The sequence below is a fragment of the Acidovorax radicis N35 genome, assembly GCF_000204195.1.
GTDB lineage: Bacteria > Pseudomonadota > Gammaproteobacteria > Burkholderiales > Burkholderiaceae_C > Acidovorax > Acidovorax radicis.
The window spans coordinates 1-13,668 of record NZ_AFBG01000004.1; the positions used below are offsets into that span (position 1 = coordinate 1).

The following is a 13,668-nucleotide window of genomic DNA, read 5'->3' on the forward strand; positions in this document are numbered from 1 at the left end:
GCGCTCTTTTTGTGGGCAAGCAGACCTCCACACCAAACGCAGGCGCCTCGCCGGAGGCGGGCGGTTGCCCGGTTGCGCCGGGGTGAGACTAGCGGGTCGTCGCTGGCAGGCCGGTGGGCTGGATGTAGCCCAGCTGCCAGGCCACCAGAATACATAGGAAGAGCACGATGGAGATACCCACCCGCACCGCAAGCGCCTTGGCCATGTGGTTGCCCTTCGATTTGTCATCGCGCCCGTTGCGCATCATGAAGAACAAGGCAGATGCCAAGCTGGCCAGAATGGCGATGAACGCCACCACTACGAGGTATTTCATGGGAGACATTATCCAGTGACAGCTTCCCGCCGTCCTCTGGGCCTGCGTTTCTGGCTGATCGCCCTTGCGGCCACTGCGGGCATGCTGGTCACGGCCTCGCTCGGCCGCTGGCAGCTGTCGCGCGCAGCAGAAAAAGAAGGGCTGCAGGCCGTGCTGGACGAGCGTGGCCGCATGCCGGCCATCGACGGCAGCGCTTTGCTGGCAGGGGCGGCTGGTTCTGCGCAGGACGCCGCGTCGCTGGTGCACCGCACCGTGGTTCTGGAGGGCCATTGGCTGGCAGAGCACACCGTGTACCTCGACAATCGTCAAATGCACGGGCGCCCAGGGTTCTTTGTAGTGACCCCGTTGCAGCTGGCTGGGCCAGGCGGTGCGGTGGTGCTGGTGCAGCGTGGCTGGGCCGCGCGCAACTTCCAGGACCGCCAGCAATTGCCGCAGGTGCAGACGCCGCAGGATGCAATGGTGCGGGTACAGGGCCGCGTCGCGTCCGCGCCTTCGCGCCTCTATGAGTTCCAGGGTGCCGATAGCGCTCAGGGGTCTTCCCGCATCCGGCAAAATCTCGATCTGGCGGCGTTCCGCACCGAGACCGGCCTGGCGCTCGCCCACCTCACGGTGTTGCAGACGGGCGAAGCGGGCGAGGGGTTGCTGCGCGACTGGCCCGTGGTCGGCGCAGGCGTCGACAAACACTACGGTTACGCATTTCAATGGTTCGGGCTCTGCGGCCTGATTGCACTTCTCTATGTCTGGTTCCAAATCGTCCGACGGTTCATTCGCCCACGCAGCCAGCCTGCCGCCTAAGGCCCATGGGGACCATCCCCTGGGTCTTACCGTGCATACGCTGCCCGAAGCGGCGGGCGCCGTGGCCCAGACCCAGCGTACGCGCCATGGGCGGTGGAAGATGTTCGGCGTGCTGCTCATCTGTGCCGCCCCTGTCATCGCCTCGTACCTGACGTACTACGTGATCCGCCCCGATGGCCGGCGTAACTACGGCGAGCTGATCCAGCCGCAGCGAACCCTGCCGGATCTGACCGCTACCGCACTCGATGGCACGACCGTCCCCCTGGTGTCGCTGAAGGGTCAATGGCTTCTGGTCAGCGTCGCTGGTGGTGCGTGCGATGCAGCCTGCCAGAAGCACCTCTATCTGCAGCGCCAACTGCGGGAAAGCGTGGGCAAGGAGAAAGACCGCGTGGACTGGGTATGGCTGGTGAACGACACCACCAGCGTGCCCCCCGAACTTGCACCTGCGCTGCAAAAAGCGACGGTACTGCGTATGGATGCCGCCGCTTTGAACGCGTGGCTTGCTCCGGCCGAAGGCCATCAGATCGCCGACCACCTGTATGTGGTGGATCCCATGGGCAACTGGATGATGCGTTTCCCGGCTGCCATGGACACGGCGGGTGCGGCCAAAGCCAAGCGAGATTTTGAACGCCTGTTGCGTGCGTCTTCCTCGTGGGATGAGGCCGGGCGTCCTGGCAAACCGTGATGGACACACAACCGCTTTACGATCTGGCGCCCATCGCCCGGCTCATGCTGCTGGGCGTGTTGATTGCGCTCGGGCCCCTGGCCTGGGTAGGCTGGCGCAACCGGAACAGCTCCCCCATGCGGCGGCTGCAGGCACTCACGGTGCTCACCCTGTTCCTGACCTTCGACCTGGTGCTGTTTGGCGCTTTTACCCGCCTGACCGACTCTGGCCTGGGTTGCCCTGACTGGCCGGGGTGCTATGGCAATGCCAGCCCCGTGGGGGCGCGTACAGAGATTGCCGCAGCCCAAGAGGCCATGCCCACCGGCCCGGTGACGCATGGCAAGGCCTGGGTCGAGATGATTCACCGCTACCTGGCTACAGGTGTGGGCGTGCTCATCATCGTGCTCACCGTGTCGGCCTGGGTGCAGCACCGCAAGGCCCGGCATGGTGGGGGTGAGCCTCCCCCCATCAGCCCGTGGTGGCCCACGTTCACGTTGTTCTGGGTGTGCCTGCAGGGCGCGTTCGGGGCGCTGACGGTAACGATGAAGCTGTTTCCCGCCATCGTCACGCTGCACCTCATTGGCGGGCTGGTGCTGCTGGCGCTGTTGTGTGTGCAGGCTGTGCGCCAAACCCAGGGTGGGCAAGGCAAGGCGCCCGTGTTTATTTCCACAGGGCTGCGCTGGGGGCTGGGGGTGACCGGCGTGCTCGTGGCCCTGCAAGTGGTGCTGGGCGGCTGGGTCAGCACCAACTATGCGGTGCTGGCCTGCACCACCTTTCCCACTTGCCAGGGCAGCTGGTGGCCAGCCATGGACTTTGGCCAGGGCTTTCAGATCTGGCGTGCGCTGGGCTTGCTGCAGGACGGCAGCCACATCAGTTTTGCCGGGCTCACGGCCATCCATTACGTGCATCGCTTGATGGCTTACGTGGTCCTCGCAGCTCTGGGCTTGGTGTGCTGGCGACTTCGCCAGGCCGGTGTGCTGCCGGTTCAGGCCCGTTGGCTCGCCGGGCTGGCGTTGCTGCAATTGGCCACCGGCCTGTCCAATGTGGTTCTGGACTGGCCGCTGCTGGCTGCCGTGCTGCATACCGGAGGTGCTGCGGCGCTGGTGGTGGTGTTGACCTGGGCCTTGGTGTCCAGCCGCGCGGCGTCCGCGCCGCAAGAGTTTTCCGCGCCCTCGGGCGCATCGAGAGTGTCCGCATGAGTGTTGCTGCCCCTGCCGTTGTTTCCCCGCCTTCGCGCCTGTCGCAGTTCTATGCGCTGACCAAACCCCGTGTGGTCCAGCTCATCGTGTTTTGTGCGCTCATCGGCATGGTGCTGGCCGTGCCGGGGCTTCCGTCGGCCTCGCAACTCGGCCTGATGGCGGTGGCCTGCGCCGGTGTGTGGCTGGTTGCGGGGGCTGCAGCCGCTTTCAACTGCATCGTGGAACAGGGCATCGACGCCAAGATGAAGCGCACTGCCTGGCGTCCCACGGCCAAGGGCCAGTTGTCCAACGCCCAGACGCTTCTGTTTTCTGCCGTGCTGTGCACCGCAGGCTCTGCGCTGCTGTATTTCTGGGTAAATCCCCTGACGATGTGGCTCACGTTTGCGACCTTCGTGGGCTATGCGGTCATCTACACGGTGATCCTCAAGCCCCTCACCCCGCAGAACATCGTGATCGGCGGTGCATCGGGCGCCATGCCTCCCGTGCTGGGATGGGCCGCCATGACCAACGATGTCGGCCCCGAAGCGCTCATCCTGTTTCTCATCATCTTCCTGTGGACACCCCCTCACTTCTGGGCGCTGGCCCTGTACAGGGTGGAGGACTACCGCAAGTCAGGCCTGCCCATGCTGCCGGTGACCCATGGCAACGAGTTCACCCGCCTGCAGGTGTTTCTGTACACCCTGATCCTGTTTGCCGGGTGCCTGATGCCCTTCGTCTATGGCATGAGCTCGTGGATCTACCTGGTCGCCGCCGTGGTTCTGAGCGCTGGCTTCTGTGGCTACGGCTTTGCCCTGTGGCGCAACTATTCGGACGCGCTCGCGCGCAAGACCTTCCGCTTCTCCCTCATCCACCTGAGCGCCCTGTTTGCCGCCCTTTTGGTGGACCACTACGTGCTGTGAACATCGCCATGCCTATGCTGAAAAGAAATGCTCTTAAAACGATAGCTGTTAGCGCTTTATCCATAAGCGCCATGGGCATTTTTAGTGCCTGTTCCGAGAAAAAGGCGGAGTTTCGCGGCGTGGACATCACCGGTGCGGACTACGCCCGCGACCTCCCGCTGACAGACCACAACGGCCAGGCGCGCCACCTCAAGGACTTTGCAGGCAAGGTGGTGGTGGTGTTCTTCGGCTTCACGCAGTGCCCGGACGTATGCCCCACCTCCATGCAAGAGCTGGCCGAGGTGAAGAAAATGCTGGGCAAGGACGGCGAGCGCCTGCAGGGCATCTTCGTCACGGTGGACCCGGAGCGCGATACACCCGAGGTGCTCAAGGCCTACATGGCCAACTTCGACCCGAGTTTTCTGGCCCTCTATGGCACAGCGGACCAACTGGCTGCGGTCGCCAAGGACTTCAAGATCTACTACAAGAAGGTGGATGGCAAGACACCCACCAGCTACACCATGGACCACTCAGCGGGCAGCTATGTGTACGACACCTCGGGGCGCCTGCGCGTGTACAACCGCTATGGCAGCGGCGTGCAGGCCCTGGCATCGGACGTCAAGGCGCTGTTGGGCGAGGCAGGCTGAACGCCTGCCTGCGCTCCGTGCGGCCCGCGCAGCTGCCTTAGGGCCGTGCGGGCTCTCGTCGCCTCGCTGCCTTGTTTTTTCTTTACTCGGCCTTGATGCCGCGCATGGCAATCACACCGCCGAGCAGGCTGGTGTCGGCCTTGATGCGGTTGGCCAACCCTTCGGGTGAAGTGCCTGCCACCTGCCAGCCTTGTTGAAAGAGCTTGCTGCGCATTTCTTCACTGCGCGCAATCTCGCTGATCAAGGCCGCCAGCTTGGCCTGGATCGGCTTGGGCATGGTGGCCGGCGCAGCAAACGCATTCCAGATTTCAAGGTTGAAGCCCCGGATGCCGGCTTCCGACAGGCTCGGGATATCCGGTGCCAAGGGACTGCGGCCTGCCGATGTCACTCCAATGGCGCGCAGCTTGCCAGCGCGCACCTGGGCCTGGGCCAGCGCGGGGGGGAGCAGCGCCATCTGCAGCTGCCCGCCCAGCATGGCGTTGGCGACTTGTGGATAGCCGGGATACGGCACATGCACGGGGTTGATGTTGCTGCGTGACTTCAACAGTTCGGTGCCGATATGGCCCACCGTGCCCACGCCGGGCGTGCCGTAGCTCCATTTGTCGCCGCCATTGCGCGCCGCCACGAAGAATTCGCGCGCGTCGGCATTCGCAGGCACACCGGGCTGGGTCACGGGCGCGGTCAGCACCAGGGGGGACGTGCCGACCAGGCTGAGCGGGGCCAGGTCCTTGAGCGGGTCGTAGGGTACCGCTGGGTTGATCATCTTGGCGATGGTCATGTTGCCGTTGATCATCAGGCCGATGGTGTGGTCGTCGCGGGCCTTGGCCACCGCGTCAGCGCCAATGTTGCCACCCGCACCCACCTTGTTTTCCACGATCACTGGCTGGCCCAGGGCCTTGGACAGCGGCTCGGAGAAGGCGCGTGCCGTCAGGTCAGGCGACGTACCGGCGGGAAAGCCCACGATGATCTTCAGCGGCTTGGTGGGCCAGGCCAACGCTGCGGGTGCTGCGGCTGGCTTGGCCGTGTTCTGGGCGAGGGCCCAGGGGGACGCGGCAGCCAGGGCTATCAGCAGCGATGCGCGGCGGGAAACGGGGCGTGACAACATGGGACGGAGTCTCCTCAAGAATATTCAGGTGCCAAAACGACACGGGGCCCCAGAACTGGGGCCCCGTGAGACAACTTCTGCAGGAGCGGAATATTAACGCGTGCCCGCCAGTGCTCAGGCGTACTCCGCCAGAGCCTTTTTCATCTTTTTCATGGCGGCCACTTCGATCTGGCGGATGCGTTCGGCGCTCACGCCGTAGACCGCAGCCAGTTCGTGCAGCGTCATGCCGCCCGTGCCGTCATCATTGACCTTGAGCCAGCGCTCTTCCACGATGCGGCGGCTGCGATCGTCCAGGCTGCCCAGCGCCGTGGTGATGCCATCGGTGGCCAGCACATCGCGCTGGCGCGACTCGATCATGGCAGTGGGCTCGTGCGACGCATCGGCCAGATAGGCGATTGGTCCAAAGGCCTGTTCGCCATCGTCCGAAGGCGCCGGATCCAACAGCACATCGCCGCCCGACATGCGGGTTTCCATCTCGATGACCTCTTCGCGCTTCACATTGAGCTGCGCGGCCACCGTGTCGATTTCACGGTCGGACAGCGTATCGCGGTGTGTTGCGGCATCGGCGGCTGCGGCATCAGCCTTGAAGCCCTGCTTCATGGAGCGCAGGTTGAAGAACAGCTTGCGCTGCGCCTTGGTGGTGGCCACCTTCACCATGCGCCAGTTCTTCAGGATGTATTCGTGGATCTCGGCCTTGATCCAGTGCATGGCATAGCTCACCAGGCGCACGCCCTGGTCGGGGTCAAAGCGCTTGACCGCCTTCATCAGGCCCACATTGCCTTCCTGGATCAGATCGCCATGGGGCAAGCCATAGCCCAGGTATTGGCGTGCAATCGAAACCACGAGGCGCAGGTGCGACATCACCAGCCGACCGGCGGCGTCCAGATCGTTGTTGTCTTTGAGCTGCCGCGCGTAGGTCTGCTCTTCTTCGTGCGTGAGCAACGGCAGGCGGTTGACGGCGGAGATGTACGCGTCAAGATTGCCCAAGGGGGGCACCAGCGCCCAGGGATTGGCGGGTGCCAAAGTCGTCGTTGCGGTTCCAGATTGAATGTTCATTCCGGGAATCCTTTCCTCTAAGCCATGATATTAGCACTCCATAGGACAGAGTGCTAAACCCGGAGTTCCCCTCCGGTTGTTTGCAATGCCGCCGCTATGTTGTCCTCTGTGCACTGCTGTCGATTCCACTCGAGTTTTGTATTTTTCTCATTGAGTTTTGTACTTTTGGGGCGCGAAAAGATCGCGTAACTATTTGATTTTCAATGGGAATTTTCTTACTGGTGACGTTTCGCCTATCTTCTCAGCCTTCTTTTTAAGCAATTTTCAGAAATTTTTACCCCACCCCTTAGAGCCGCGAATCGCGCGTTGATTGCTCCGCAATGCGGCCTAGCCACCAGTTGAATGCACATTGTTTGTGAGTGCTTGCTTTCTCTGTTCGGTCATTGGGAGGAAATTGGTGAGAAATTTCCCCTTTCGTTGCCGGTCCAAGAACTGGGAGCAACGGCGCCCCTACCCGTTTCCTACGGGTTGCTCGTTCGTGTGGCAAAGGAGTGACAGTGCGTGCCAGTGGACGAGTCGCGATCGGACAGGTTTAGGCTGATAGCAGTCGTCGATGTTCAGCCGTTCACTGACTGCATATGTTCATACCGGACACTGGCAACTATCGGAGAACAATTCCACGCCACTGCATCCTCGGCAGCTGAGTACAGGCCATCAGGCAGCTAGATATTCTCTCTTCATGGACTGAATCAGGTCGTCAGCAGTCGGTAGGGATGTCACCCCCGACACCGAATGCCCCGCACTCCATAGATCCGACCACCGTTGAATGACTGGTCCTTCAGATCCTCCTCCGAATTTCTTGCGCGCCTCCTGAACGGACACTGTTTCGTCCAACGCTTCGGGGTCGAGGCCTACCCGGACGATGGACGGCTTTAAGAAGTTCGCGGGTAACCCGGTGAAAGCTCTTGTGGCGAGCACATCGTCCATGGAGCTTTCTAGAAGCATCTCTTTGTAGTCCGCTGTAGCCATGCTTTCCTGGGTGGCGATGAATCGCGTGCCCACGCACCCCAGGTCGCAACCCAACACCGTGGCTGCGCGCAGCGCCACGCCGTCCGAGAGGCCACCTGAAAGCACGATAGGGCCATCGAACATCTGGCGCACGGCGCGCACGAACGCGAACGGGTTGGCCCAACCGGTGTGCCCGCCGGCGCCGGACGACAGCAGCACCAGGCCATCGACACCCGCCTCCAGCGCGCGCTCCGCGTGGTGGAGCGAGGCCACATCGGCAAACACAAGACAGCCGCCGTCACGCAACGCAGGGATCACCGAAGCGGGCGACCCCACACTGGTGATCACCAGCTCCGCGCCGTGGCGCACGATCAAGTCCACTTCGGCCTTGAGGCGTGCGGGGTCGCGCCGCATGATGAGGTTGGGGCAATAGGGCGCCCGGCCCGGTTGTTCTTCGGCCTCTCGCTGCAGCCGCTGCAGCCAAGCGGAAAAATCGTCCAGAGACGTGCAATTGGCCGTGGGAAACGCGCCGATGACACCGGCCGCGCACGCGGCCGAGACCAGTTCGATGCCAGAGACACGCAGCATGGGGGCCGCAATAACGGGCACCACCAGTCGATCCATGAAAGGCAATCGTTTCATTCTTGTTCCATTCCGTTCTGTGAATGCGTTGCGTGAAGGGCCGCGATGGCCTGCACCGCTTCGTCCACCATGCCGTTGACGATGGCCTTCAGCGGCTCGATGCGTTGGGCGAATGCGATGGATGGCCCCAGCGAGACCATGCCATGGCGCCAGTCACCCTCTGCGTAGCAGCGGTCGCGCGCGACCGTTCCGCTGATGAGGTCGCCGAAGGCGGCATATTCGTTGGCACCAGCCCGCTCGATGGCTTGAACCTGGCGCGCGGTGTCGTTCAGCAGCACGCGCCAAGTGGTGCCCAGTGACTGCAGCAGTCGCACCGTGGAATGCTCGTCACAGGTAAGCAAATGCTCTTTGTAAAGAGGGTGGGCCTGGATTTCCTCGCACACCAGAAAGCGGCTGCCGATGAGCACACCGTCCAACCCCTGGGCAAGCACCGCAGCCAGCTGCCTGCCACGGCCAATGCCGCCGCCGAGCACCATGGGCACGCTGAACTGCCCATGGGCGAGCGCGCCCATGAGCATCGTAGGCAGCTCGTTCATGCCTGGGTGTCCGCCTTCCTCCATGCCGACCAGGGCAATGGCATCTGCGCCTGCGCGCTCTGCAGAAAGCGCGTGGCGGATGCTGGACGCTTTGTGAACCACGACGGCGTTGGCCTTGTGCAGCGCTTTGATGAGTTCCGCTGGCGCATGTCCTGCTGTCTCGAAGACCTTCACGCCATGCGCCAGGGCGGCATCCATCCAGCGCGGAACCATGGCGTTGGCCTCGGGCCGGTGCGAGAGCGTGAGGTTCACGCCAAACGGTTTGCCGTGGGTCAGCTCCGCGCAAAGTGCGAGGGCGTCCCGGAAATCCGCTTCGCTGGCATACGACCGGGGCGTGATGAAGCCCATGCAGCCTGCATTTACCAGCGCAGCCACATACCTGGCGTCGGACAGCCACATCAGGCCGCCGCCCAGGATGGGGTGATCGATCCCCAGAAGCTGCGTAATGCGCGTGCGCAGAGCGGCGCCCATGGATCAGCCCCCCGCAGAACCCAAGGCGGGCGCTCCAGCCAGGTCGGTGTCGCCCATCCCCACCATGGCCACGGGGAAGCGTACCCACGGCATGTCACCACCAGCGGCAAACTTGCCTCGCGAGGCGAAGTGCGCTTGGGACGACAGTTCGGCGGGAAGCACCACGGGCGCAGCTGGAACGTCATGGCGGCACAGCAATTCGAATGCCTCCCGCGATTCCAGAGGCTGCATGGCCTGCTCGATACGCAGATTGATCGCATCGGCCACCGCCTTGCGTGCCTTGTGCGTGGCGTACTCCGGACCATCGAAGGGCGCGAGCGGTAGGGCTGTGCACAAGCGCTTCCAGAAATGGTCTTCCAGCGCGGCAATAGACACGTAGCGCCCATCCTTGCACAGGAACGCGCCGTAGGCGGCCTTCACCAGCGTGGCCTCGCGCTGTGCTTCTACCGTGTGTGCACCGGCCGACCGGTAGGCGCCCAACCGTGGGTTCATCCAGTGCAAGGCGCAATCGGCCAGCGCCACGTCCAGGTATTGCCCGCGGCCAGTGGCTTCGCGCTGGAACAGTGCGGCGAGGATGGCGGACAGAGCGTACATGGTCCCGCACAGGTCGGCCACTGGTAGCCCGAAGCTCTGCGCGGGAGCACCATTGGGCTGGCCGGAGACGGCCAGCACGCCAGCGGCGGCCAGGTAGTTGATGTCATGCCCCGGCAGATTGGCCCACGGTCCTGTCTGCCCGTAGCCGCTGAGGGATACATAGATGAGTCGCGGATAGGCCTCGCAGAGCGCAGCGGCGTCGAGGCCGAGACGTGCCATCACGCCGGGGCGGTAGGACTCGATCACGACGTCGGCCGACGCGATCAAATCGCGAACCTGGGCGCGCTGGGTTTCGTCTTTGAGATCTACCAGCAGGCTTTGCTTGCCCCGGTTCACGGCCTCGAAACCGCCCTGGCCCAGGTGCCTAGCGTTGTCGCCATGCGGCGGGCGTTCGATCTTCATGATGCGGGCGCCCATCTCCGCCAGGTTCTGCGTGAGGAAGGGACCTGGCAGCAGTTCACTGAAATCCACCACCGTGATGCCCTGCAGCGGTGGTCGGGCTGCTGTGCCCATCATGCGGACGCTCCTGCAGAGGTTCTTTCGATGATGACGGCGTCCAGTGGCAGCACACCTTCGCCTTCTGCACCAATCCACACAGGGTTGAGGTCCATTTCCTCAATGCGGCCTACGTTTTGCGTCACGAAGTCAGAGATGCTCAGCAACAGCGTCTGCAGCGCTGCCAGGTCCGCTGGTGGGCGGCCGCGTGCGCCTTCGAGCAGGGGAAAACACCGCATCTCACGGACCATGGCGGCAGCCTCGCTGGCGCAAAGCGGCAGCATGCGGCGTGTGACGTCGCGCAGGATCTCCACGTAGATGCCGCCCAGGCCGAAGGTCATCACATGGCCGAACACCGGGTCGCGCGTAACGCCGACCATCAGCTCCAGGCCACCGCGTGGCGCCATCTTCTCGATCAGTAGACCGTCAATGTGCGCGTCGGGCCTGTGGTGCTTCGCGGCCACCATGATGTCCTCCCAGGCTTGGCGCAGTTCCTCGGCGTTCTGCAGCCCTACCACTACGCCGCCGATGTCGGACTTGTGCACGATCTGCTCGCTCGCAATCTTGGCCACCACGGGGTAGCCCATGGCGTTGGCCACCACGACGGCGTCCTCCACGGTAGGCGCCAAGGCATTGGGCAACAGCGGGATGCCTGCTGCCCGCAGCTGGGACTTGGCCTCGGCCTCGGACAGGCTGCGCGTGGCACTGTGCGGCGGCAGCGCCGCTACCGGGTTCAACGGAGTGTGCGTGCCGCGCGAGCGCTTCCAGCGGCCATATTCGATCCATCGCTGGATGGCCTTGATGCCTTTGCCCACAGACCGTGGCGGTGCAAACCCGCCTTCAACCAGCATGCGATATCCCTCGCCCATGCGATCGCTCATCCAGATGGGAATGATGGGTGTGGCGCAGCCCTTCTGCGCCGCAATGATGGTGCGCGCCAGCTGGATTGTGGTGTCGCCATAGTCCAGTGCAATCGGTACGATCACGCAGCTAAGATTGGGGTCTACCGCCACTGCGCTCAGCGATTTTTCGATCAGCGCTGCATCGCTCAGCACGGCGGCGGTGGTGTCCACCGGGTTGTCCAGCGCAGCGAAGGCGGGCAGCAGATCAGCGAGCGCCTGCCGTGTGTGAGGGGTAAACTGGGCTAGTGTCAGGCCGGATGTGCCCACGGCATCCGCCGTCAAGGCCGCCGTGCCGCCCGAGGAGGTGTAGATGGCCACCCCTTCGCTGGGTGCCGGCTCGCCCCGCGCGAACAGCCAGGCGGTATCGACCAGCTCGTCGATATCGTCCACCTCAATCACGCCGCACTGCTTGAACACGGCGCTGTTCACCTCAGCCGATCCGGTCAGGGAGGCCGTGTGCGATTGCGCCGCCTTCTGCCCGTATTCCGACTTGCCTACCTTGAGTGCGATCACGGGCTTGCCATTGGCAGCCGCACGGTTCACGGCGGCCACAAACTTTGCGCCATCCTTGATGCCTTCCAGCAAGGTCACGATCACCTTGATGTCGGGTGCATCGGCCATGTAGTGGATAAAGTCGGCTACCTGCAAGTCCACCTCGTTGCCGGTGGAAGCCCACAGGCCAATCCCGATACCCCGGTCCATGGCCTGCATTACGTTGCGTCCCAGTCCGCCGCCCTGGGTGGCCAGGCCGATGGGCCCCTTGACCAGATCGTGCGGGAAAGAGGGCGAGAAGGTCAGGCCCAGGCGATGGTTGACATTGGTGAGGCCTGGGCAGTTGGGCCCGTACAGGCGCATTCCGCCTGCATTGGCAATCTCCTTGAGCCGCACCTGGGCGCGTTCGCCTTCCTCACCGGCCTCGCCAAAGCCCGACGTCAACACGATGGCAAACAGAACGCCCCGCGCCGCGCACTCCTCGGCCACGGCCAGCACGCCCGATGCGGGCACCACGATCACCGCCACGTCCGGCGTGGCGGGCAGCGATGCCACACTGGGCCAGCAGCGATGCCCGCGAATCTCTGCCTTGGTCGGGTTGACGAGGTAAATGTCTCCGTCGAACTCGGAATGGTCCAGCAAGTTGGTCAGCGTGCGCTCGCCGATGCTCTGTGGGCGGTCCGAGGCGCCCACAAGGGCAATCGAGCGTGGGCGGATCAGTCGTGAAAGGTCAGTCAATGTTGTCTCCTGGTCGTTATGGGTGCGGCGATGTCGAGGATCAGACAATCGCCGAGATGCCCAGGATTTCGCGCCCGGCGATCAAGGTCTGCACTTCCGTGGTGCCTTCAGGAATCGTGCCGCCGCGCGTGTCGCGGAAGATGCGCTCGATGGGGTAGTCGGTGGCGTAGCCCAGGCCGCCGTGCACCTGCAGCGCCATGCTGGCGACTTCGTGTGCGGCCTCGGTGGCGTAGAGCTTGGCAATCGAGCAAGCAGTGCGCGCATCGGCATTGGCGTCCAGTGCGGCGGCGGCGCGCAGGCTCAGTGCCCGGGCGGCTTCCACACGGATCGTCATGTCCACGATGAGCTTTTGAACCAGCTGGAAGCTGCCGATGGGCTTGCCGAACTGGGTGCGGGTTCGGGCGTAGTCAATGGACAGGTCGAGCGCCGCTTGGGCTGCGCCGACTGCGCCCATCGCAATGTTGACGCGGGCGCCGTCCAGGCCCATGAGCATCTTTTTGAGGGCATTGCCTTCTTCGCCCAGCAGGTTCTCGCGGGGCACCTTCACGTTGTCGAACGCCAGCTCCGCAGTGCCGGTGCTCCGCAACACCATCGTGTCGACAGTGCGCACTTCATAGGGCGATACATCACGCTCTACCAAGAAGGTCGAGAGTCCGCCTTGGCAGTCGGGACTGAAGGTGCGCGCGACCACGATGCCGAAGTCGCCAAAGGCGCCGTTGGTGATCCACAGCTTGCGGCCATTGAGGACGTAATGGTCGCCCTGCAGGTCTGCGCGGGTCTGGACTTGCGCAATGTTCGAACCCGTGCCCGGCTCGCTGATGGCGTTGAACACCTTGCGTTCGGAAGCCAGCAGGGGTTTCAAGAAGCGTTCGCGCTGCTCTTCATTTGCTTCGGCTGCCAGTTTGTTGATGGCCGCGTTGGTGATGTTCACCATGGTTCGCAGCGACAGCCAGGTGTAGCCCGCTTCTTCCATGAGCATCGCCCAGGTCATCTGGTCCATGTCCATGCCGCCCAGGGCCTCGGGCAGGCGGCCACCGATGTATCCGAACTGGGACAGCTCTTTGAGGAGTTCGAAGGGGAAGGTCTTGTCCCGGTCGTGCTGGGCCACGTGGGGTGCGACCTCGCTTTTCATGAAGCGGCGCACGCTGTCACGCAGCATTTCTTGTTCGGAACTCATCGTTGAATACATGGCT

Annotated in this window: 13 protein-coding genes; 5 read left to right on the forward strand and 8 right to left on the reverse strand. The window is 63.5% G+C overall.

From position 1 onward, the window contains the following. Positions 1-88: 88 nt before the first annotated feature. Entirely contained in the window at positions 89-313 is a 225-nt protein-coding gene (locus ARADN35_RS0100995; protein ID WP_010458091.1) for a twin transmembrane helix small protein, read from the reverse strand. A gap of 15 nt (positions 314-328) precedes the next feature. On the opposite strand from ARADN35_RS0100995, the gene ARADN35_RS0101000 reads away from it, so the two are divergent. The 5 genes from ARADN35_RS0101000 to ARADN35_RS0101020 are packed head-to-tail and all read left to right on the forward strand — an operon-like array spanning position 329 to position 4,496. Beyond that, the gene (locus ARADN35_RS0101000; RefSeq protein WP_010458094.1) at positions 329-1,108 is read left to right on the forward strand and encodes an SURF1 family protein; all 780 of its coding nucleotides are present in this window, start codon (positions 329-331) and stop codon (positions 1,106-1,108) included. Continuing rightward, on the forward strand, positions 1,050-1,793 hold the full coding sequence (locus ARADN35_RS0101005; RefSeq protein WP_029412825.1) for a hypothetical protein: 744 nt from the start codon (positions 1,050-1,052) through the stop codon (positions 1,791-1,793). Before ARADN35_RS0101000 ends, ARADN35_RS0101005 begins: the two co-directional genes overlap by 59 nt. Continuing rightward, entirely contained in the window at positions 1,793-2,971 is a 1,179-nt protein-coding gene (locus ARADN35_RS0101010) for a COX15/CtaA family protein (RefSeq protein ID WP_010458097.1), read from the forward strand. Before ARADN35_RS0101005 ends, ARADN35_RS0101010 begins: the two co-directional genes overlap by 1 nt. Further along, positions 2,968-3,870, forward strand: a complete 903-nt coding sequence (cyoE, locus tag ARADN35_RS0101015) for a heme o synthase (protein ID WP_010458098.1) — start codon at positions 2,968-2,970, stop codon at positions 3,868-3,870. Before ARADN35_RS0101010 ends, cyoE begins: the two co-directional genes overlap by 4 nt. A 14-nt stretch (positions 3,871-3,884) precedes the next feature. Next, positions 3,885-4,496, forward strand: a complete 612-nt coding sequence (locus ARADN35_RS0101020) for an SCO family protein (protein ID WP_370540329.1) — start codon at positions 3,885-3,887, stop codon at positions 4,494-4,496. A gap of 82 nt (positions 4,497-4,578) precedes the next feature. On the opposite strand, the gene ARADN35_RS0101025 is transcribed toward ARADN35_RS0101020, so the two are convergent. The 7 genes from ARADN35_RS0101025 to ARADN35_RS0101055 form a co-directional block, all read right to left on the reverse strand. Further along, complete coding sequence (locus ARADN35_RS0101025; RefSeq protein WP_010458101.1) at positions 4,579-5,601, reverse strand: Bug family tripartite tricarboxylate transporter substrate binding protein; 1,023 nt, start codon at positions 5,599-5,601, stop codon at positions 4,579-4,581. Between the two features lie 114 nt (positions 5,602-5,715). Next, positions 5,716-6,657: an RNA polymerase sigma factor RpoH gene (rpoH, locus tag ARADN35_RS0101030; RefSeq protein ID WP_010458102.1), complete on the reverse strand. Its 942-nt coding sequence runs from the start codon at positions 6,655-6,657 to the stop codon at positions 5,716-5,718. 654 nt (positions 6,658-7,311) lie between these two features. Next, a complete protein-coding gene (locus ARADN35_RS0101035; protein ID WP_010458103.1) occupies positions 7,312-8,247 on the reverse strand; it encodes an NAD(P)H-dependent flavin oxidoreductase in 936 nt (311 codons plus the stop codon). Beyond that, positions 8,244-9,254 (reverse strand): NAD(P)H-dependent flavin oxidoreductase, encoded by a 1,011-nt coding sequence (locus ARADN35_RS0101040; protein WP_010458104.1) that lies wholly within the window; start codon positions 9,252-9,254, stop codon positions 8,244-8,246. The genes ARADN35_RS0101035 and ARADN35_RS0101040 overlap by 4 nt, the downstream gene beginning before the upstream one ends. Before the next feature lie 3 nt (positions 9,255-9,257). Continuing rightward, a complete protein-coding gene (locus ARADN35_RS0101045; RefSeq protein ID WP_010458105.1) occupies positions 9,258-10,364 on the reverse strand; it encodes a CaiB/BaiF CoA transferase family protein in 1,107 nt (368 codons plus the stop codon). Continuing rightward, entirely contained in the window at positions 10,361-12,475 is a 2,115-nt protein-coding gene (locus ARADN35_RS0101050; RefSeq protein ID WP_010458106.1) for an acetate--CoA ligase family protein, read from the reverse strand. Before ARADN35_RS0101050 ends, ARADN35_RS0101045 begins: the two co-directional genes overlap by 4 nt. 40 nt (positions 12,476-12,515) lie before the next feature. After that, the gene (locus ARADN35_RS0101055; RefSeq protein ID WP_029412832.1) at positions 12,516-13,664 is read right to left on the reverse strand and encodes an acyl-CoA dehydrogenase family protein; all 1,149 of its coding nucleotides are present in this window, start codon (positions 13,662-13,664) and stop codon (positions 12,516-12,518) included. Positions 13,665-13,668: the final 4 nt, after the last annotated feature.

Excerpts from the sequence above, each read along its gene's own strand:
- ARADN35_RS0101005 (WP_029412825.1), top strand. The coding sequence starts at position 1,050 with ATGTCTGGTTCCAAATCGTCCGACGGTTCATTCGCCCACGCAGCCAGC.
- ARADN35_RS0101035 (WP_010458103.1), bottom strand. The coding sequence starts at position 8,247 with ATGAAACGATTGCCTTTCATGGATCGACTGGTGGTGCCCGTTATTGCG.
- ARADN35_RS0101045 (WP_010458105.1), bottom strand. The coding sequence starts at position 10,364 with ATGATGGGCACAGCAGCCCGACCACCGCTGCAGGGCATCACGGTGGTG.
- ARADN35_RS0101055 (WP_029412832.1), bottom strand. The coding sequence starts at position 13,664 with ATGTATTCAACGATGAGTTCCGAACAAGAAATGCTGCGTGACAGCGTG.
- rpoH (WP_010458102.1), bottom strand. The coding sequence starts at position 6,657 with ATGAACATTCAATCTGGAACCGCAACGACGACTTTGGCACCCGCCAAT.
- cyoE (WP_010458098.1), top strand. The coding sequence starts at position 2,968 with ATGAGTGTTGCTGCCCCTGCCGTTGTTTCCCCGCCTTCGCGCCTGTCG.
- ARADN35_RS0101025 (WP_010458101.1), bottom strand. The coding sequence starts at position 5,601 with ATGTTGTCACGCCCCGTTTCCCGCCGCGCATCGCTGCTGATAGCCCTG.
- ARADN35_RS0101020 (WP_370540329.1), top strand. The coding sequence starts at position 3,885 with ATGCTGAAAAGAAATGCTCTTAAAACGATAGCTGTTAGCGCTTTATCC.
- ARADN35_RS0101010 (WP_010458097.1), top strand. The coding sequence starts at position 1,793 with ATGGACACACAACCGCTTTACGATCTGGCGCCCATCGCCCGGCTCATG.
- ARADN35_RS0101040 (WP_010458104.1), bottom strand. The coding sequence starts at position 9,254 with ATGGGCGCCGCTCTGCGCACGCGCATTACGCAGCTTCTGGGGATCGAT.
- ARADN35_RS0100995 (WP_010458091.1), bottom strand. The coding sequence starts at position 313 with ATGAAATACCTCGTAGTGGTGGCGTTCATCGCCATTCTGGCCAGCTTG.